Below are 20,230 nucleotides of genomic sequence, written 5' to 3'. Positions count from 1 at the left end.
CCCGACACGGGCCAGGTCCGAGGTTTTCCCGAGGACTCCGGCTCGACGCATTGACGCCGGGGGCGCCTGGCTTCATGCGCGGTTCTATTACGACCGGATTTTTAAACGATGGCATTGCACGGCTGGTTGAAGCGTGGCACTCCCAAGAACAGCAAAAGCGAGATGATGACGAGTTCATCGAGGCGAGTGAGGCAGGCGCTGCTGCTGATAGAAGCTCTCGAAGACCGCCGCTTGCTGGCGTGGACCCCGATGGCCGCGGCGACCGTGGGCTCTGTCGGGTTGGACACGTCGCTGGCGGTGGTCAACGGCAACCCGGCCGTCACCTACTACGATCAGGGTGCCGGCGATCTGAAATACGTGCGTGCCAACGACGCCGGCGGCAGCACCTGGGGCACCCCGGTCAGTTTGGACACCGCGGGCATTGTGGGGCGGTACTCGTCGCTGGCGGTGGTCAACGGCAACCCGGCCGTCACCTACTACGATCTCACCAATAAAGATCTGAAATACGTGCGTGCCAACGATGCCAGCGGCAGCACCTGGGGCACCCCGGTCAGTTTGGACACCGCGGGCGATGTGGGGCAGCGCTCGTCGCTGGCGGTGGTCAACGGCAACCCGGCCGTCAGCTATTCCGATAACACCAACTTCGATCTGAAGTACGTGCGTGCCAGCAATCCCAGCGGCAGCACTTGGGCCATCCCCGTCACCGTGCAAAACCTGCCGGACGGTGTGACTTCGGAGCGGTACTCGTCGCTGGCGGTGGTCGACGGCCGGCCGGCCATCAGTTACAGCGGCCTCGTACCCACTGCGAATTCCTCGTATATCCCCCTGTTGTACGTGCGTGCCAACGATGCCAGCGGCGGCACCTGGGGCTCCCCCGTCACCGTGGACGCAGGGAATGCATCAACGAAACCTATTGCGATGCACGCGTCGCTTGAGGTGGTCAACGGCAACCCGGCCATCGGCTACTACGATAACGGCGTCGGTGTGAAATACGTGCGCGCCAGCAATGCCACCGGCAGCACCTGGGGCACCCCCGTCAAAGTCGCCACCGAGGGCTTTGTGGGGGACTTGTCGCTGGCGGTGGTCAACGGCAGCCCGGCCATCAGCTTCGACGGTAGCAGCTTCGATCTGAAGTACGTGCGTGCCAGCGATGCCAGCGGCAGCAGTTGGGCCGCCCCCGTCACCGTGGACTCCGTAGGCGTTGTGGGGGGGTATTCGTCGCTGGCGGTGGTCAACGGCAACCCGGCCATCAGCTACTACGATGGCACCAACTTCGATCTGAAGTATGCCTTCTTTACCGTCAATGGGGCGCCCACGAACATCGCCCTGAGCGCCGGCAGCATCGCCGAGAACCGGCCGGCCGGCACGGACGTCGGCAGCTTCACCACGACCGACCCGGACGCCGGCAACACCTTCACGTACAGCCTGGTCGGCGGCACCGGCGACGCGGACAACGCATCGTTCACCATCGTCGGCGACACGCTGAGGACGGCGGCCGGCTTCGACTTCGAGGCGAAGAGCGCGTACTCGGTCCGCGTCCGCAGCACCGACGCCGGCGGCCTCTGGACCGAGAAGGCGTTCACCGTCAATGTCACCGACGTCAACGAGACGCCCACCGACATCGCGCTGAGCAACAGCAGCATCGCCGAGAACCGGCCGTCGGGCACGGCCGTCGGCAACCTCTCGGGGACCGACCCCGACTCCGGCGACAACCTGTCCTTCAGCCTGCCGGACGGCCTCGGAGACAACGCCGCGTTCGCAGTCAGCGGGGCCACCCTGTGGGCGAGTGCCAGCTTCGACTTCGAGGCGAAGTCGAGCTACGCCATCACCGTCCGCGTCAACGACGCCGGCGGACTGACGTTCGACAAGGCTTTCACCGTCAGCGTCACCAACGTCAACGAAGTGCCGACGGACATCGCGCTGAGCGCCAGCAGCATCGCCGAGAACCGGCCGGCCGGCACGGCCGTCGGCAGCTTCACCACGACCGACCCGGACGCCGGCAACACCTTCACGTACAGCCTGATCGGGGGTCCCGGCGGCGAGGACAACGCATCGTTCACCATCGTCGGCGGCACGCTGAGGACGGTGGCCGGCTTCAACTTCGAGGCGAAGGACACGTACTCGGTCCGCGTCAGGAGCACCGACGCCGACGGCCTCTGGACCGAGAAGTCGTTCATCATCAGCGTCGACAACGTCAACGAGACGCCGGCGTTCATCTCTCTGAGTAACTTCAGCGTCGCCGAGAACCAACCGGCCGGCACGACCGTCGGCGGCTTCAGCACGCTCGACCCCGACGCCGACGACAGCTTCACCTACAGCCTGGTCGGCGGCTCCGGCGGCGCGGACAACGCATCGTTCACCATCGTCGGCGGCGTCCTGACGACGGCGGCCGGCTTCGACTTCGAGGCGAAGGACACGTACTTTGTCGGCGTCCGCAGCACCGACGCCGGCGGCCTCTGGACCGAGAAGTCGTTCATCATCAGCGTCAACGACGTCAACGAGACGCCGACGGACATCGCGCTGAGCGCCAGCAGCATCGCCGAGAACCGGCCGTCGGGCACGGCCGTCGGCAACCTCTCGGGGACCGACCCCGACTCCGGCGACAACCTGTCCTTCAGCCTGCCGGACGGCCTCGGAGACAACGCCGCGTTCGCAGTCAGCGGGGCCACCCTGTGGGCGAGTGCCAGCTTCGACTTCGAGGCGAAGTCGAGCTACGCCATCACCGTCCGCGTCAACGACGCCGGCGGACTGACGTTCGACAAGGCTTTCACCGTCAGCGTCACCAACGTCAACGAAGTGCCGACGGACATCGCGCTGAGCGCCAGCAGCATCGCCGAGAACCGGCCGGCCGGCACGGCCGTCGGCGGCTTCAGCACGACCGATCCCGATGCCGGCGACAGCTTCACGTACAGCCTGGTCGGCGGCACCGGCGGCGCGGACAACGCATCGTTCACCATCGTCGGCGACACGCTGAGGACGGCGGCCGGCTTCGACTTCGAGGCGAAGAGCGAGTACTCGGTCCGGGTCCGCAGCACCGACGCCGGCGGCCTCTCGACCGAGAAGGTCTTCGTCGTCAATGTCATCAACGTCAATGAAGCGCCGACGCTCGCCGTGCCGGCCGCCCAGACCGCCTTCGAGGATGTGAACAGGGCCATCAGCGGCATCACGGTGGGCGACCCGGAGGGCGACAGCCTGAAGGTCACCCTGGCGGTGAGCCACGGCACGCTGACGCTGGGCATGACCACCGGCCTGACCATCTCCGGCCTCGGCAGCGGCACGGTGACCCTGTCCGGCAGCATCACCGACCTGAACTCCGCCCTGGCCGGCCTGGTCTACCGCGGCAACCTCAACTTCGGCGGGCACGACACGCTGACCGTTACGGCCGGCGACGGCAGCCTGAGCACCTCGGGAAGCGTGGCGATCAACGTCATGTCGGCGGCGAAGCAGTCGGCGGGCCTGAAGGCCCAGGTTCGCGCCCTGCAGGCCCTGGGGGTCCTCAACCAAGGGCAGGCCAATTCCCTGATCGTGAAGCTGAACCTGAATGACACCTCCGGCGACGTCGGCAAGGTGCAGGCATTCCTTAATGAGGTGACGGACTTCGTCGACGGTGGCATCCTGACGCAGGCGCAGGCCGATGCCCTGCTGGTGCCGGGCAAGATCCTGCTGCAGAGCGTGACGCGGCGCTGACCATAGCCCTCCGGCATCCCCCGGGCCCTGCCGCCCGGGGGACTTTTAATTTGACCCGGCCCCCGGGCCCGGCGACGATGCCCGCGACCGGCTACCCCCCGACCGTACGAGCAGTCCAGGAAGTCCTGCCCGTAGACGGCCTCCAGGACCATCGCCACCGCCCGCTGGAGAGCCTTGTCCTCGTACGCGAGGAGGCCTTTCGATAGCAAGCGCCGTGGAAGGGCTCGGATCTTCAGCGGATGCAATTCCCGCCCGGCAACCGGTCGCTCCAGCCGGTAGCTATCGGAGCGGCGGCGCAGGTGACGAAGCCGTCGAAGCCTTCGAGAGAACGGGCCGCCTCGGCGGCTCGGCGAGCAGGCAGGCCGCAACGCGAGTGAACGCTGAGCAGGCCCCGAAACCAAGGCGATGTGGGAGCCGATCCGGCCGCTATACGGAGAAGTCACGCAGCGATCGCACCTACATTCAGCGGGGCCATTCCTCGGAGCCCTTCCGGGCCTAATTTCACCTGACGCCCCGCAACAGGGGCCGGGGTATCCGTTCGGCGCGGTTCACCGGACGGACACCGCGTCTCGGCCTCACCGCGGCAATGCTCGGCCACCTGGATTAGATTGCGTTGCTGCTGCTCCCACTGACCTTGTCGCGCCAGCCACTCCGTCTCCCATCCACGCCGTGCCTCCTCGAACTCCCGAGCCATGGATTCTTGCCGACGCTCGGCCTCGGCCAGGGACCGTTTCCAGCGGTCTTGATCGGCCCGAAGCTCCTCGAGTTCGACGTGGAGAGTCTGTACCTCCACTTGGAGCTGGTCTCGGTGGTCAATCAGGGATTCAAGCTCCTCAGCCCGCGACCTAGCGGCCTGGAGTTCCGCCTGGCGTGCGGCGTGTTGCTCCCGCGCCTCTCGAAGATGCTCCTGAAGCCGATTTGCCTCGGCCCGGGAGGTAACAAGCTCTTTCCTCAGAGGGCCGACTTGGTCGGCCTCTCCCTGGAGCGACTCGTCCTTGGCCCGGATCGCCTCGATCTCGGCGCGGAGGCTTTGCACCTCCTCGTGGAGCCGATCCCGGTGGGCGCGGGCTGCCTCGAAGTCCCGACTCAGCTCTGCGTTGGCTTGGAGGTCGGCCTGACATGCAGTCGCCAGAGCCTGCGCTTCACGAAGTTCCGCCCGGAGCCGATCGGTATCGAACCGAGCGGAGTCGAGTTCCTCACTCGGCAGGGGGGGGTGGTCAGTCTGCTCCTGCAAACCCCCGGTCCGGTCGCGAATTCGTCCCTGCTCGTCCCGAAGTGCGTCGAGTTCGTGGTGAAGGGCCTGAACCACTTCCTTGAACCGGTCCCGGTGGGCGCGTAGGGCCTCCATCTCGCCGGCCCTCGATTCGGTGGCCTGACCGCCAGCCGTTTAGGCCTCCTGGAGTGCGACCTGAAGCCACTCAGCCTCCGTCCGGGTGACCCCAAACGTATCCCTCAAGGAGACAAGCTTATTATCCTGCTCCTGGAGGTCTCGGGCCTGGTCGCGGACTTGGAGGAGTTCGGACAGGGCCTCCGCCAATGCGAGGCGCAACGCCTCGGCCTGCAGATGCTGCTCCCGAGGCTGTTCCAACCTCTCATGCCGATCCTCCACCGGGCCCGGACGTTCCGCGAGCTGTCCTTGCGCCCCTCGGAGCTGTTCGCCCGACACGGCCGCCTCGGCCGTCCGGACTGCAGCTTCAGCGGGGGGTGGCTGGACCTCGTCTTCGGGCGTCATCACCGGGGGAACGGGTTCCGCAACCCCGTCCCTCGGCGCCGGCGATGCCGGAGGGGGCCAAGGGGAGGAAGGCGCAATGAGGCTGTCCCCTTCGGGCTCGGCGCGGAACATGTGAAAGCAGCGTTTGCAGCTGACTTGCTGGCCGATGGATTCAGGCCGACCTCGTAGTTCTCGCCCGCAGTTCGGGCAGGCGATGAGTATGTGGCTTGAGACCCGAAATGATTCCCTGCACTTGTGGCACGAGACGACCTGACCCTGGTTTTTCGGCCCGACCCGCGCGATGCTCAGGCAATGGGGACAGCGCGTTTGGATGGATGTCATCTGCATGACCCGACCTCCAGGGCACGGCACCAGCGCCCATTCATGCAAATGACGCACCCTGCGGCGTCGAGCACAGTATCGGCCGCTGAGGGAAGCGAGATACCCTCTGGCGATTCACTGGGTTCAGCTTCGGGTCATCTGGAGCCTCGATCGTCTCCAGGGTAACGCGGAGTGTCGCGTCCTTTATGGTCTGGACCCAGTATTTGATCGGGAGCGTCCTATCTCGGCACACGCTGGCTCCGGCTGTCTCTCGAGCCATGAGATGATCTCTCGATTCAGGTGCGAAAAGGCCCTGGATCGCTCCAGGGCCGTGAAGTTGGCTCGGTCTCATCCAGCCCACCTGGACTCGGAGGCGAGACATCGACGCGGATCAGGAGGATCGGCCGACGAGCTGAGGCACGAGGTCCACAGCCCGCCGGAATGGGACGCCGCGATCAGCTGATCGTGATAAAGCTCTCCGGCGAGTTGACCTTCTGGGTCCTCGTCTTCCAGGTCGAGGTGGTCACGTCGAAGTACCAGTTGTTGGAGTAGAACATCTCGCCCGACTTCGACGAGAGGGTGGTGAAGCCGACCTCCGAGTTCACGACCTTGCCGGTCTTGTCGATGACGTTGAGCAGATCAACTCGCAGGGAGACGTTGCCCTCGATGGGAGTCGTCACGCCGTCCTTGGTCAGGTAGACCGACGCCTTGGCATAGAGGGTGGCGGTCTTCGTCGTGTTGCCGGTGAGCTTATCGATCACCGAGTTGACGGCAAGCGACGAGAGCGAATTGCTCTTGATGAAGAGGGTCGAGCCGTCCGTCTGCGGGATCATCAACAGGACCTGGCCCTGCAGATTGGCGCCGCTCTTGTTGTACTTCACGCCGATGCTGTAAGTCGTCAGCAAGCTCGTCTCGGCGGTGATGCCGAAGGTTCCTGCGGCGATACCCGAGGTCGCTGTCGGAGCCGTCAACTTGTTGATCGTCCCGCCACCAATGATCTCATTGGTCGCGGCAGGCTTCGAGATGACGACGGTCGCCGTCTTGTCCGCGGCCAGCTGGTCTTCGTTGGTGTAGTTGCCGGTCGCCACCACCCTGATGAGATACAAGGAGCTGCCGTACTGGCCGGTGCTCAGCGTCACGATCGTGTTGGCCGTGCCAGTGTCAGGCTGGCCGGGCACCGAGCTGACGGGCACGCCAGTGGCGAGAACCTTGAGCACCAACCCCGTGGCGGGGTCGATGCTGAGGAAGTCCACCTTCGCTCCACTCAGTGGGTACGACCCCGTCGGATCCTGCATGCTCGCCGAGAGCGTAACCTGGGCCGTCGTGGCGCTGGTGCCCGAGGTCACGAACAATTGCTGGCCGATGTAGCGGACGATCGAGTCGCGGGCGGTGACCGTCAGCTTGCTACCCGTGAAGCTGATCAAATAGTTGCTGCCCGCCGCGAGGTTTCCCCGGGTGATCGGGTATTCCCCGACAGGACTCGTCTGCGTCGCCGTGGTGGCCAGGGCACCGGTGAATACGCTGGGGCCGTCACCGTTAACCAGTCCGCTGTAGGTGTAGGTCAGGGTTGGTAGCGGGGCGGCGAAGAGCTTGGTCTGCGGGTTGGCCGAGACGATCAGGCTGGCCTGGTTGACGTTGATGGACACGGACTTCGACGCGGCGTTGTAGTTCTGAGTTGCAGCCGCCGACACCATCAACGTCTGTCCGTTCCCCGCATTGAGGACCGTACCCGCGGCCGGAAGATAGGTCAGTGAGCCGGGGGCTGAGCCACCAGCGACGCCCGCCACGCTGGCGTTGAGCTGCGTGGCAGACAACGCCGTGCCGTAGGTGATTGCCACCGGGTTGGACCAGGTGATGACTTGGTTGGCCTTGTTGATCGTGATTGCGGCCGAGGTGCTGGTACTCCCTTCGTGGTTGGCGTCGCCGGCGTAGGACGCGATCACGCTGTAGGTCCCCGCATTGGTGGGTGCCGTGGAGCTAAAGCCATAAGTGGTGGTGCCGGAACCCTGATATAGGAAGCTGGTGGCGGTGGTGCTCATTGCCCCGGCGCCGATCGCCGAGCTAGAGGTCGCCCCGTGCGGGCTGGCATCGTAAGTGAACGTCCCGCCACTCACACTGGTCGTCGAGACGGCCTTGCCGATGGCGATCGAGGCGCTGTCGCTGCTGCCGAAGTGGTTGGCGTCGCCGTCGTAGGTGGCGACGACGGTGTACGACCCGGCGTTGACCCGGTCGCCGGTGTAGCTCAGGACGGCCGCGTTGGCGTCGATGACGCCCGCCCCGCTGACCACGGCCGAGCCGCCGGCGTGCGTCGTGCCGTCGTAGGTGAAGCTGCCGCCGGTGGCGACCACCGAGGAGACGGCCTTGCCGATGGCGATCGAGGCGCTGTCGCTGCTGCCGAAGTGGTTGGCGTCGCCGTCGTAGGTGGCGACGACGGTGTACGACCCGGCGTTGACCCGGTCGCCGGTGTAGCTCAGGACGGCCGCGTTGGCGTCGATGACGCCCGCCCCGCTGACCACGGCCGAGCCGCCGGCGTGCGTCGTGCCGTCGTAGGTGAAGCTGCCGCCGGTGGCGACCACCGAGGAGACGGCCTTGCCGATGGCGATCGAGGCGCTGTCGCTGCTGCCGAAGTGGTTGGCGTCGCCGTCGTAGGTGGCGACGACGGTGTACGACCCGGCGTTGACCCGGTCGCCGGTGTAGCTCAGGACGGCCGCGTTGGCGTCGATGACGCCCGCCCCGCTGACCACGGCCGAGCCGCCGGCGTGCGTCGTGCCGTCGTAGGTGAAGCTGCCGCCGGTGGCGACCACCGAGGAGACGGCCTTGCCGATGGCGATCGAGGCGCTGTCGCTGCTGCCGAAGTGGTTGGCGTCGCCGTCGTAGGTGGCGACGACGGTGTACGACCCGGCGTTGACCCGGTCGCCGGTGTAGCTCAGGACGGCCGCGTTGGCGTCGATGACGCCCGCCCCGCTGACCACGGCCGAGCCGCCGGCGTGCGTCGTGCCGTCGTAGGTGAAGCTGCCGCCGGTGGCGACCACCGAGGAGACGGCCTTGCCGATGGCGATCGAGGCGCTGTCGCTGCTGCCGAAGTGGTTGGCGTCGCCGTCGTAGGTGGCGACGACGGTGTACGACCCGGCGTTGACCCGGTCGCCGGTGTAGCTCAGGACGGCCGCGTTGGCGTCGATGACGCCCGCCCCGCTGACCACGGCCGAGCCGCCGGCGTGCGTCGTGCCGTCGTAGGTGAAGCTGCCGCCGGTGGCGACCACCGAGGAGACGGCCTTGCCGATGGCGAAGGATCGACTAACGCTGGTCGCCGCGTTGTAGGTCGCGTCACCGGGCTGTGATGCTTGAATGATGACCGAGCCGGCACCGACGATCGTCACGATGTTGCCAGAGAGCGTGGCAAACTCGGAGCCTGAGAGGATGCTGTAGTTCACCGGCAGGCCCGAGGTCGCCGACGCGGTGATGGCGAACGACTGGTCGCCGTAGGTCTTGTCGGGGATGGCGGTGAAGTTGATCGACTGACTGAGCTTGCCCACGATGACGGTCGTCGTGTAGTCGCTAGAACCGCCGTCTTTGTCGAAGATGCGACCGTAAACGGTAAAGGTACCGACACTGGGGAAGGCAATCGATTTCGATGCCCCGTCGGTCGCGCCAGCGTAGGTAGTTGGCAGCGAGCCGAAGCCGACCGTCGAATAGGCGTAGTGGAAGCCGGCGGCCGTGTCTGTGTTCGAGGGGTCGGATTGGCCGCTAAAGCTGACCGTCGCCGTGCCCCCGGCGCCAATCGGGCCGTTATTGGCCAGTGCGGCTGTCGGCGCAACGTTGCCGACGGTAATCGCCTTGGTCCCGCCCGTGAACGTGCCGTCCTCGTCGGTCAGGGAGACGGTGATCGTCCGCGAGGTCCCGGCGAGCGAGCCGTCGGCGTAGGCGTGGGTCTTGACAGCGCCGTTAGCCGAGCCAATGAAGGGCTCGGTGGTGCCGTCGCCCCAGTTGATGGTGTACGATGCCACCGTGTCGAGGCCCGGATCGACGACCGTGCCGAGTGTGAGGGTGTAAAGACTCCCCTCGTTAACGCTGTCGTCACCGCTCAGGGGAATGGTCGGGGCGACGTTTGTGATGGTAAGCGTCGAGGTATCGACGAGGCTGTAGCTCCCTTCGTTGTCCTTGACGCGCAGGGCGATCGTACGGCTGGAGAGGCCGTCGAGCGTAGCCGCAGAGAAGGTGGGCGACGCCCCGGTCGCATCAACGGTGAACGTGGACGAAACGTAGTCGAAGTCCCATTCGTAGAGTGCGACCGAGCCGCCGACACTATCGCTCGATCCGGCGCTCGAGAGGATGACGTTCCCCCCCTCCGAGACGCTGTAGGGGCCGTTTGCCTCGGCGACGGGCGGCGGGTTGATGGAACTGCTAGGGTTGACGGATGCATTATTGAAGCTGCTCGAGCCGACCAACCTCTCGTAGGTCTTCCCGGAACCGCCGGGGAAATCGGATGATCCCTTGTTAGGACCCCAGACCACCTCGCTGGCCAGGTGACCGCCGTAGAGCAGGATCACGTCGGATCCCGCGGCGGCCGTAGGCACGTTGAACGACAGCGTCATTGACTTCTGATTGGACGCGAGACTGTATGCGGAGAATGTCAGTCCTGTAAGCCCGTAGGTGGTGATCGAACCGGAGACCTGGGTACCGCTGGGGAGCGAACCGTCGGTTGGGATCGCCCAGTTGCTCGAGACGCCGGCCGGTATCGTGCCGACGGTCGGGTCCACCCCGGCGAACGTTGCGTTGTAACTTGCAAGCGAGTCGATGAAGTGAACGCCGCTAGAGTTCGTGAAGTCATACTTCAGCTCGACGCTCTTCGCGCCCGCCGTCGCATTTTTGATCACGATGCGGAAGGGAATGACGTCGCCTTCATTGAACCGCGAATTGCTCCCCTGGAGATTGCCACCCCAAGCACCTACACCGACTAGGGTCTCCCACCCTTCCACGTTGTCTACATTAGTCGGCGCGTCAGTAAAATGCGTCGTCGCCTCGGCCCCCGAATCGACCCCGGTCGCCGTCAACTTCAACGAAGCATAAGCATATTGATTTTCAACGAACCAGGACGTCCCGATCGATCCGTTGGCCACGCCGTCGGCGTCGCCTGTGCCGCCGTCGGTGACGAACCATGGGAGGTTGCCACTGGGGAAATCCTCGATCCCATCGGTCCGAGTGACCTGAAACTTCAGCGTCTCGCCGATATTGAAGTTCGAGCCCTCGGCCTCATCGTTCCATGCCGTGATCTGGGCAGTCGAGCCGGGCGCGTAATCGGGGAGGTCGGTCACCACTCGGGCCGTCATGAGCGTCCGCGATTCCAGCAACTGGACAACGGAGTCTACCGGGTTACCGCCCGATCGGCCTAAGCTCGCCCAGGCGATGGAACCGCTTCGGCGGGCCTCGCGAGAGCGGTTTAGCTTGCGGTTGGTGTGGTGATCGCGGAATGCCTTGAACAGCGACATCGGCGTCGACTCCTGCGTTAGTAAAGCGAGGCGGAGGGTGCGAAATCGTCCGTTCGTGTGGCAGTCGCGCAAGTAGCGGGAGATGCCCACTCCCGGGTCGTCGAGGCCCGGATGTGGCGGGTGGACAGGGCCCCGGCTATGACCTAGGCTTCGATGGAATCTGAAGTGAGAAAACAGGGCAGCAGCGCCCAAGATTCCGTCGCCGGAATCGGGTCGGTCCTGGAGTCTACAGGGATGAAAATCCTGGGTGGCCTGGGGGGAATGCCACTAGCGACGTCGAGTGGGATCTCGGGCAAACTTGCCTAGGAGATCCGATATTTAAAGAATGATAAAAGCAAAATGCCAGCATGGTTAATGGCGGTCAAGATAGCGGCGAAACACGTTTGCTACTAAGTATTACGTGCGCTCGGGACAAATCGGCTTTAAAGGTGAAATCCCGAGAGGCTAGAGCCCAGCTGACGTGCCTTTATATCGCAAGGCCTTAAAAGTAAGCGAGCCTGAGGGCTGACCTGCAAATATTGGCGCTTTATTGTGTGAAGTATATTATTTGCATCAGCGTCCAAATGGTTGCGACCGGGCAACGGCCAAGGCGGCGTCGTGGCCCATTTTCGTCCACAGGCGGCTTAGGAATCACCCAGAAGTTTTTGAGACATGAATCACCCAGAAGTCTCTGAAGTTTGGCCAGCGTTGAAGCAGTGACAATGTCAAGAGTTCGTCGCTTGGCGCGAAGGGGATCGCGTGAAATCCCCAAACGACGCGCAGCCCGAATCTGGTTCCCCCCGGAAGGTAGCGGGATGCGCACGAGGATATCTCACACCATGGCGGCCTGGGCCTTGGCAAGGAGGTCCGTCGTGCCGTCGCGTAATCTCCGATCCACGAAGTTACCCAGTCGGGCACGCCCGCCGCAGTGTCGGACTCCGGGGGCCGGGGCTATCCCGACAGTGGGATCCTCCAGCGGGTGAAGGAATCGAGCAGGAGGATCGGCCCGTGGGAGCGTAGCGGCGCCGACTTCAGGACGTTCTGCTATCCCTGCACGTTGCCGAGCCCGGAATACCATCCCAGCCGATCGAGGAGCTCCGGAGCACTGCTGCTCACTTCCTTCCTCAGTTCGACGCGGAACCGGCACAGAAGTGCTCCGCCAGTAACGGCAGGTCGGCGAGCCGATCGCGCAGGAGCGGCAGGTGGACGAGAAAGACCCCCAGTCGATAGCACAGGTCTTCGCGGTACCGCCCCTCGCGAGTGAGGGTAGCTGACTGCTCGGCGGGTTTCAGCCGGGCCACGGCCTGATTCAGTAAGGGTTTCAGGTGCGGGGCGTCGTGCGACTGACCCGGGACGACCACGACGGCCAGGGCCGTGCTCTCGTCGCCGGCGATCGCGACGATCTGGCTGCTCAGGCCCCCCCGGCTGCGGCCGAGGCCCTGGCGATGCGCCGACGCCTCGGCGCCGAGGCGCCTTTTTTCCGAGGGGCCCCGGCGGCTGCCGGTTCCCGCCCGGGACCATGAGCGACGCCCTCGTCGATCTCGCCCGCGGCGCGTGGAGGCTACGGGGCGAGGATCCTCAGCAGAAACCCGAAGGAGCTTCAGGACAAAAGAGTGCCGATCGGGGGAAATCCGCCGCCAAGACGACTCACGAAAGTCATCGTCTCCGCCACAACTTGTTGGCTCGCTGGATCTTATATCTTCAGGAGGAGGTCGGCCGACGATTGCCGGCAACGGTCATTTCGTCTTCCAGCTATCGAGAGAGCGTCGTGATCGGGTCCGTTCGGAGGACCGAGTACAGCGAACCGTAGGTGTCAATGGCGCGGGGGGTTCACTCGGATCTCTCCCGGAAGTCCTCGGGGATTTCGACGCGAGCTCTGCCTGGGTGGGGCGGTCGTTGAGGCTGGCGACGCGGACGAGCTTGTCGGGGTGGCATCGAGCATGGCCTCCGGGTCGGCGACCTGGCGGGCGACCCGGTATGACAGGACGGCCACGCCCCGGATCGGCAGGGCCTGATCGGAGAAGAACCGGTCGAATTCGACCAGATCGATGGCGTTGGGATGAGCGTCGAGGACTTCGCGGGGCGAGCGGACATCCCCGTCGGTCTCGTATTTCATCGATCGGCCCCACTCGTGGTGCCCATGGGCGGCCCCGGCGACCTCGCCGGTTGGGCGGAGATGACGGCCGGGTCGGGGAGCGAACCCCGATCGAGGCCAGCGGATTTGTGCGGGGACCGGGGCGGGGTTACTCTCGCCGCCCCCTGAGAGCTGAACCCCCGGAGGCGGCGACGATGGCGGACGGCGAGATGATCGATCGGCTGGACAGGATCGAGCAGATGCTGGCCTCGCTGCTCGAGCGCGAGTCGGTCAAGGAGCATTACTCCACCGACGAGTTCGCCCGCGCAGTCGGCAAGGCGGAGTTCGCCGTCAGGCAGTGGTGCCGCCTGGGCCGGGTCCACGCGGGCAAGCGCGGCTCCGGCCGGAGTGCGTCGAAATCGTGGGCGATCTCCCACGACGAGCTGTTGCGTTATCGCCGCAACGGCCTGCTCCCGGAACGGAGGGGGCAGCGATGGCAGGTCGAATCCACCTTCCAGGAGGCCCGGGCCCACCTCGGCCTGGAGACGACGCGGGGCCGGTGTCGCAAGACGGTCGAGCGGGCCGCCCCCTGCCTGTTCGAGCTGTACTCCGTCGTGGCGCTGCTGTTCCACGCCCTCCCGAGACGGCGCGAACCGGGGCGGTGAGCTGGCCCGGGAAAGCGGCGGTGACGTTCTCCGACGCGGTGGCGACGGTACTGCTCTGGCTATGGGCCGATTGGGTTTTCCCACAGGCCGGCGGCGGGCTGGGCCTGGAGAAACTCCCCGAGGCGTTGCGAGAGGTCCTGCTACGACCCTCGCACCCGCGGCGTAACCTTCACCGATCGGCATCAGCCGAGGTCAGAGTTCCCCCTGCAGTCCAAGCTGGTGGTAGTAGTGTTGAACCTTGTCCTGATTCTCCAGCAGCCAGTCGATCGATGGCTCGTGGCGCATGGCCTTGCGGATCACCTTCGCCGTCGCCTCCCTGTGGATCTGGAAGAGCGCCTCGTGGTCCAGCTTGTCCACCTTCGACGCCGCCGGGTCGAGCCAGACCGAGTAGATGATCCCGAGGTCGTTCACCTTGTCCCTCGGCAAGTCGCCGGCACGTACGGCGTCGAGCACGCCATTGGCGATCGCCGCCTGGACGGTCCCCATGAGGATATTGGTGTACCTCGCGTCATTGACCGTCACCTTGCTGACCAAGACGGTCACGGGCCGGACCTGGACGTCGCTGTTGAGGATGGCGAAGACTTTCGTATGGCCTTTGACCTGCCCGCCGATGAGCTGGGCCAGAGCATGGCCGACCGGCCCATCGAGTTCACCAATGACGACCTCTGGTTCGGCGGCCAAATAGTCCACGTCGCCCTCAACCAAGGCCTCGCCGGTCCGCAGGATGATCCGCTCGTTCATGGTGATCCCTCAATTCGATCTCGGTGCTGGATGTTAGCGTCGCAGATGCTCGCCAGTAGCCTACAGTCGTCAGAGACTGTGCCAGCGATGTTCCGGGGGCCGATTATCAGGTTGAGACACCTCGGCGACAATCAGTCCAGATCAGAATTGGCAAAGTCTAATGAAGCACGCACTTTACGGTGTCCCTCTCGTGCTTGAGACCGGCCCGAGGGCGCTGTTGCAATTCTGCGTCGCCAAGAATGCCCGAGTCCATGACGTACACCGATTTAGCTCGTTCCTGAACAGGGCGTACGCAATTTTCTGTCGATTTGTATACATCCTCCTCGACCTTTCTCGATCGAGTCCGGCGACATTCGTCGCTGAGATACATGTCGCCTGCCGGGTACGAGAGAACCGGATGAACCCACAACTTCGACACCCGTCTTTGCTGGAGAAATCCAGACACTTGGTCGCCTCGCGCCACGTCACATTCTGCCGGGGCGTCCGGGTGGCCAGCTCGGACGGGCTCACCGGCCGCGGTGAGTCGGCCGCGAGCCGGCGTCGATTCTGCGGCCGGCCGCCGGTGGAGGGCTTCGGCACGCCCCATGGCGGCACCTCGGCGGAGACGACCCTCTCTCCGCTGACGCCGACGACGGAGTGCAGGCCCCGCCCGGCCAGGCCGTCGCAGAACCGTCCCGAGTTGCCGCAGCCGCTGTCGGCCACCACGACCTTCACCGGCTGGCACTCGTCGCGGGCTTGGTCGAGCAGCTCCGGTGCGATCTGCCCCTTGATCTGAGGCGTGTGTGCCCCCTGCAGCACCCCGAGCCGGTCGAGCCGATCGGCCCAGGCCAGCCAGGGCAGATTCAGCTGGATCTGCCCTAACGCGATTAAGCACCAGTCTGCCGCCTCCGACGGAAAACCGGAGATCGTATCCTTATGCGTCGCCCTTACACCGTGCTTACACCCGCGTAGCCCACATCAGACCTGGGTTGAACCAACACAGATCCGACGCGATTTCGTTCCAAGTCGAACAACTCCAGAGGGATCGATGCAGATCTGACGCAGAGCCAACGCTGGTACGATGCTGGTTTACTACCTTGAGGGGCTAGAGGGAATTTATTCCCGTGCAGGTTCAAGTCCTGTCTCCGGCACTATGCAGCGAAAGGGCTTGCGGCGAATTGCCGCGGGCCCTTTTTTCGTTACCATTCCCCGTCGGTGCCTCCGGAGTGCCTCGGCCGGCGATCCTGTGGCACCGTGTGGCATTCCCCACAGCCCGGTTGTCCGGGTGCGTGGGCTGCCACTCCGAGGCGGGGAGGGTCGGTGCGATGGCGTACCTGGGCAAGAAGGGCGACACGTTCGTCGCCCGCTTCCGGCACGGCGGCAAGGAATACAAGAAGTCCCTGAAGACGACGGACGCGGCCGACGCCCGCGTCGCGATCAAGGGACTCGAGCGGGCCATCCACGGCCTGCTCACGGGGCTCATCGAGGTCCCGCCCGGCGTCGACCCCGGCGACTTCATCGTCAGCGGCGGCACGCTCAGGGCCCCTGCCCGCTCGCGGCGGCGGGCCCCGACCCTGGCCGCCCTGGCCGCGTCCTATTTGCAGGGGCAGTCGCACAAGGCCCCCTCGACGGTCTACACCGAGGGGGTCCACCTCCGCAACCTCATGCGCGCCCTGGGGCCGAAGGCCGAGGCGTCCGCCGACGCGATCGCGCACCGCGACCTGGACCAGTTCCTCCAGGCCCGGCTGAAGCTGAGGTGGCCCAGCACGGTCCACAAGGAGCGCGACACGGTCGGCCAGCTCTTCGCCTGGGCGGTCGCCAACGGCTACCTGGAATCCTCGCCGGCGTCCGACCTGGCTCCGATCAAGGAGCATGCCGAGCTGCCGCGTTTCCGAACGATCGCCGAGATCGAGCGGATGCAGTCTCGGGGCGGCCTGTCGGCGGCGGAGTCCGCCGGGCTCTGGGACTGTCTTTACCTCGCGCCGGGCGAGATCGGCGGGCTCCTGAGGTCGGTGAACGAGCGGGCCGAGGCCGACTTCGCCCATCTCCTGCACGCAATCCCCGCGTATACGGGGATGCGGCGGGGCGAGGTCCTTCGCCTGCGGTGGGAGGACGTCGAGCTGGACCGCCGACAGGTCGTCGCACGCAGTCTCAAGCAGTCGCGCCGGACGGTCTCGACGGCCCGGAGGATCGACCTCCACCCCGAACTCCGTCGGATCCTGGACGAATGGTCGCGCAAGCGACCTGGCGGGCAGCACGTCGTCTGCGAGCCGGGGAGCCCCGACGCCCTGGGCACCGACCGCGCCAACCGGGCTTTCTGGCAGCCGATGCGCGGGACGGGGTGGTGCCTGGACAGCAAACGCAACTGGTTCAAGGTGGGCTTCCACACCTACCGGCACAGCTTCGCCAGCAACCTGGCCTCGCGCGGCGTCGATCAGCGGATCATCGACGAGTGGATGGGCCACCAGACCGAGGGGATGCGCAAGCGATACCGTCATCTGCATCCGGACGACCGCCGCTCGGCCATCGAGTCCCTCAGCTTCGGCGACGAGCCCTCCGAGGGGGCGAGCTGACGATGGCCGGGTCGGGCGGCGGGTCGAACGCGTCGGGGCCTGGATTGCGAGGATTGAATCGAGAGGGCTGCTGCGAGTGCTGACGTGTCCCCGTTGCAGGGGATCGGAACGACCTCCTCGGGTAGGTAAGCTGGGTCGAGGGCGAAATCACAGGCGGAGCCGAAGGCCATGCACGAGTTCGCGTGGGGAGGCCGCATCTTGAGCGGTGGGACGATCGCGATGGCGGTCGAGATAAACGAAGCGACTCATGGTCGGGCTTCGACCCCTACGGTCGCCCTCGCCGCGGCGGATACGGGAGCCGATTCGTGCATCCTGCAACCCGGCGAGATCGGGCCGTTCCTGCTCTCGCATCGCGACCGCACATTCGCCTGCTACGACTCGCGCATGTGGTTCTGGTCGATCGCGGACTGCGTCGGGGAGGTTGGCGAGCCCGGGCAGGTCCTCCTGGAGCTGTGCCGGACAAATCGGATCGTCGACGTGAGGCTGCTCGACCAACTCGTCTGGCTGGCGGACGGTGCGAGCTCACCCGTAACTAGGACCCTCGACGAGCTCGGCCATTACCGTTCCGACCTTTATGTTGGATCGGCCGAGGCGCCAATCAGAACGTATGGCCCGTCGACCGGGGGGGCGGCTACCGAATCCGATTCGGGGTCCGTCACACTCCTGGAACGAGCGTGCGCGACCCGCGAGATCGAGCACGCCCTCCGCGAGCAAGTTGACCGGATTTGCGAAGAGGAGGGCCTCGATCTCGGGGTCATCTGCCGGCACGGCCCGCTCGGCCTGGGGATCGAGGTCCGCGGGGCGGTCACGCTGGCCCGGGCGACGAGGCGAGGCCTGCGAGTCCGGGCCGATCAGCTCGAGACGCTCGACACGCAAGCCGACCAAATCTACAGGGCGAGCTCGCTCAGCCTCGGGCGCGACGCGCGGGCGCAGGATTGCTTCCGATGGGACGGCGAGGACGTTCGCCTGAAGGACGGGAAATTCCCCGACGCTAGGCCGAAGAAACTCGCGATCCTGCTCGGCCAGGCCGCCTCCAACTCGACGGATGAACGGCAACTATCCATCGAGACACCCGAGGATGGTGATGGGAATGTCAGCATCGACCCCAGGCGTTGGGGAGACTTGATTCATCTCGATCCGATCCTCGAGGCCTGGTCGCAATTGACGATCGCAGCAGATCTCAAGGTTGCCATGGCTCGCCTGGCGGGCGACCGGATCTTCCTTCCGGCCTACGAGGTTGTGCCGGCGATTCGCGCCTACAACCCGGACGTCGTCGGCCTACGCCGGCTCGTCGACGCCCCGATCTTCGAACCGGGGCCGGGTCGCAAATTCCTCGTGTTGTACCTGCGCGATCTTGAGCTCCGATGCTTCGCGGAGCTGGTCGAGCGGCAGGGCGGCTGCTCCCAGCTGGCGGGGTGGTTCCGGGCGGGAATCGACCCGATCGCCGAGGTCGCATCGAGATTCCACGAGCCGCCGCTCGCCGGTGAGGAGTTCACCTCGGAGATTGCCAAGGATCCGGCCGAGTGCCGACGCCTACTAGCGATCTCGGAGACCTTCCTCCGCGGGCTGACCCGCGGCTACAGCGCCGCCCAGTCGCGGGTCATGCTGGGCCTGGAGCGCGGGATCGAGATCGATGCAAGCAAGTCCGCGGAGTACCAGCGAATCATGACTGCGGAAACCGGGCTGGAACGCGTCTACCTTCCCGACGATGAGGTCGTCCTGACGTTGCTCCGGGCCCTGGCCTGCGAGACGTCCGAGCTGGCTTCGATCATCGGTCGCCAACGAGATGAGCACGACGCGTCGCTCAGGAATTTGATCTCGGGGAGATCCAGGGATCGATCGCTCCTGCGTCGGATGGCCGCCATCTGCCGCAATCCGGCCCTGCGAACAGTCCTGGAGTCCGGATCCGGCAGCAAGGCGTTGCACGAGGCGATCTTCTCCCGTTCGGTCGTGACCGCGACGGGGAGGATCGTGGGGGGACGCGCCTTCGCCGGGGTGCACCGCGCGATCCTCCTTGATCTCGCGGACGCCGTCCGCAAGGAGGTCCTCTTCTCGGTCGTCGAGCAAGGACTCTGCGTGGCAGGCGCATTCCATGATCAGATCCTGATCGATGCCCCCGCAGGGCCGGACGATCGGGCCGCGAACTCGTCGCTCGTGACGGCCGCGACGCGGGCCGCGGCAGGATCTCTGCGATTCACGCATGACCTATTCGTCATCGAGGTCCGCGATACTTATTGAATCAAGGCATCCGCAGCATGGCCGGGAGCCCGGGTCGAAATTCCACGACATGGCATTGCCGCATCACGACGCGATGGTTAGCCTGGATCGGTCGTCACAAGTCCCGAGTTTCGGGCACTGGCAGTCAGCGCCGCGTGACGACTCTCCGGGATCTCCCCGATCCCGAAGACCCCCAAACCAAGCTGGTTGCGACCCGAGGCGACGCCATCCGCGGCGTTTGTTCCTCCGCGTCTTGTCGCCCGGCTCCCCTCGCCTATTCCATCCCGCTTGATCGGCGCCACCTCGGTCGCAACCAGTATCCGGACCCCGGCCTTGCCGGATTCCTGAGCGTACCGAGGCGTGCATCCATGGATACGACCCGACCGTTTCCTCGTCCCCATCAGGCCGGCCCCGACCCACGCCAGCCCGGCCTCGATCCCGCGGCCATGGCGGAGTTCGTCCGCGACGTCCACCGGATGCTGGGCGAGATCCACAACCTGCTCGGCCATTCGCGGAAGTCGCATTACACCATCGAGGAGATCGCCGAGCTCACCGGCCGGGCCTCGTACACCGTCCGGAGCTGGGTGAAGCAGGGGAAATTGCACGCCGTCCGGGTCACCGGCACCGGCCCGAAAGGCCGGCTCCTGGTCCCGAGGGAGCAGCTCGAGCGACTGATCGGGCGCGGGCTCGGCGACGCGCTTCCCGCGACATTGGGATCTGAGGTGGATGGCACGACCGGCGGAAGGCCCGGACGATGAGCCGGGATCGAGGGCGAAATCGCCCGCGGAAAGCCGCTC

13 protein-coding genes are annotated in these 20,230 nt (G+C 65.5%); 6 read left to right on the top strand and 7 right to left on the bottom strand.

Annotated features, from left to right (window positions below; genetic code table 11):
* Nucleotides 1-108: 108 nt before the first annotated feature.
* Complete coding sequence (locus EP7_RS10195; RefSeq protein ID WP_463527749.1) at nucleotides 109-3,687, top strand: cadherin domain-containing protein; 3,579 nt, start codon at nucleotides 109-111, stop codon at nucleotides 3,685-3,687.
* Between the two features lie 700 nt (nucleotides 3,688-4,387).
* Nucleotides 4,388-5,026, top strand: a complete 639-nt coding sequence (locus EP7_RS10190) for a hypothetical protein (RefSeq protein ID WP_463527748.1) — start codon at nucleotides 4,388-4,390, stop codon at nucleotides 5,024-5,026.
* A gap of 48 nt (nucleotides 5,027-5,074) precedes the next feature.
* On the opposite strand, the gene EP7_RS10185 is transcribed toward EP7_RS10190, so the two are convergent.
* From EP7_RS10185 to EP7_RS10165, 5 genes are all read right to left on the bottom strand, one after another.
* Complete coding sequence (locus EP7_RS10185) at nucleotides 5,075-5,422, bottom strand: hypothetical protein (protein WP_463527747.1); 348 nt, start codon at nucleotides 5,420-5,422, stop codon at nucleotides 5,075-5,077.
* Between the two features lie 752 nt (nucleotides 5,423-6,174).
* On the bottom strand, nucleotides 6,175-11,205 hold the full coding sequence (locus EP7_RS10180; protein WP_463527746.1) for a beta strand repeat-containing protein: 5,031 nt from the start codon (nucleotides 11,203-11,205) through the stop codon (nucleotides 6,175-6,177).
* Between the two features lie 526 nt (nucleotides 11,206-11,731).
* Complete coding sequence (locus EP7_RS10175) at nucleotides 11,732-12,007, bottom strand: helix-turn-helix domain-containing protein (RefSeq protein WP_463527745.1); 276 nt, start codon at nucleotides 12,005-12,007, stop codon at nucleotides 11,732-11,734.
* A gap of 301 nt (nucleotides 12,008-12,308) precedes the next feature.
* Nucleotides 12,309-12,545 carry a hypothetical protein gene (locus EP7_RS10170; protein WP_463527744.1) on the bottom strand — a complete coding sequence of 79 codons (237 nt, stop codon included), beginning with the start codon at nucleotides 12,543-12,545 and terminating at the stop codon, nucleotides 12,309-12,311.
* A 452-nt stretch (nucleotides 12,546-12,997) separates the two neighbouring features.
* The gene (locus EP7_RS10165) at nucleotides 12,998-13,300 is read right to left on the bottom strand and encodes a hypothetical protein (protein ID WP_463527743.1); all 303 of its coding nucleotides are present in this window, start codon (nucleotides 13,298-13,300) and stop codon (nucleotides 12,998-13,000) included.
* A gap of 173 nt (nucleotides 13,301-13,473) precedes the next feature.
* On the opposite strand from EP7_RS10165, the gene EP7_RS10160 reads away from it, so the two are divergent.
* Entirely contained in the window at nucleotides 13,474-13,923 is a 450-nt protein-coding gene (locus EP7_RS10160) for a hypothetical protein (protein ID WP_463527742.1), read from the top strand.
* Between the two features lie 192 nt (nucleotides 13,924-14,115).
* Here the strand turns inward: EP7_RS10160 and fae are convergent, their stop codons facing one another.
* A complete protein-coding gene (gene fae, locus EP7_RS10155; RefSeq protein WP_463527741.1) occupies nucleotides 14,116-14,664 on the bottom strand; it encodes a formaldehyde-activating enzyme in 549 nt (182 codons plus the stop codon).
* Nucleotides 14,665-14,838: 174 nt separating this feature from the next.
* Entirely contained in the window at nucleotides 14,839-15,462 is a 624-nt protein-coding gene (locus EP7_RS10150) for a transposase (RefSeq protein WP_463527740.1), read from the bottom strand.
* Between the two features lie 506 nt (nucleotides 15,463-15,968).
* On the opposite strand from EP7_RS10150, the gene EP7_RS10145 reads away from it, so the two are divergent.
* The 3 genes from EP7_RS10145 (at nucleotide 15,969) to EP7_RS10135 (ending at nucleotide 20,191) form a co-directional block, all read left to right on the top strand.
* Nucleotides 15,969-17,216 (top strand): tyrosine-type recombinase/integrase, encoded by a 1,248-nt coding sequence (locus tag EP7_RS10145; RefSeq protein ID WP_463527739.1) that lies wholly within the window; start codon nucleotides 15,969-15,971, stop codon nucleotides 17,214-17,216.
* A 168-nt stretch (nucleotides 17,217-17,384) separates the two neighbouring features.
* Complete coding sequence (locus EP7_RS10140) at nucleotides 17,385-19,454, top strand: hypothetical protein (RefSeq protein ID WP_463527738.1); 2,070 nt, start codon at nucleotides 17,385-17,387, stop codon at nucleotides 19,452-19,454.
* 347 nt (nucleotides 19,455-19,801) lie between these two features.
* Complete coding sequence (locus EP7_RS10135; RefSeq protein ID WP_463527737.1) at nucleotides 19,802-20,191, top strand: helix-turn-helix domain-containing protein; 390 nt, start codon at nucleotides 19,802-19,804, stop codon at nucleotides 20,189-20,191.
* Nucleotides 20,192-20,230: the final 39 nt, after the last annotated feature.

Source organism: Isosphaeraceae bacterium EP7 (assembly GCA_038400315.1).
Taxonomy (GTDB): Bacteria; Planctomycetota; Planctomycetia; order Isosphaerales; family Isosphaeraceae; genus EP7.
Note: the sequence above shows the minus strand (reverse complement) of the source record. Positions and strands in the feature narration are given on the sequence as shown.

Excerpts from the sequence above, each read along its gene's own strand:
- EP7_RS10195 (WP_463527749.1), top strand. The coding sequence starts at position 109 with ATGGCATTGCACGGCTGGTTGAAGCGTGGCACTCCCAAGAACAGCAAA.
- EP7_RS10180 (WP_463527746.1), bottom strand. The coding sequence starts at position 11,205 with ATGTCGCTGTTCAAGGCATTCCGCGATCACCACACCAACCGCAAGCTA.
- EP7_RS10165 (WP_463527743.1), bottom strand. The coding sequence starts at position 13,300 with ATGAAATACGAGACCGACGGGGATGTCCGCTCGCCCCGCGAAGTCCTC.
- EP7_RS10160 (WP_463527742.1), top strand. The coding sequence starts at position 13,474 with ATGGCGGACGGCGAGATGATCGATCGGCTGGACAGGATCGAGCAGATG.
- fae (WP_463527741.1), bottom strand. The coding sequence starts at position 14,664 with ATGAACGAGCGGATCATCCTGCGGACCGGCGAGGCCTTGGTTGAGGGC.
- EP7_RS10145 (WP_463527739.1), top strand. The coding sequence starts at position 15,969 with ATGGCGTACCTGGGCAAGAAGGGCGACACGTTCGTCGCCCGCTTCCGG.
- EP7_RS10140 (WP_463527738.1), top strand. The coding sequence starts at position 17,385 with ATGCACGAGTTCGCGTGGGGAGGCCGCATCTTGAGCGGTGGGACGATC.
- EP7_RS10135 (WP_463527737.1), top strand. The coding sequence starts at position 19,802 with ATGGATACGACCCGACCGTTTCCTCGTCCCCATCAGGCCGGCCCCGAC.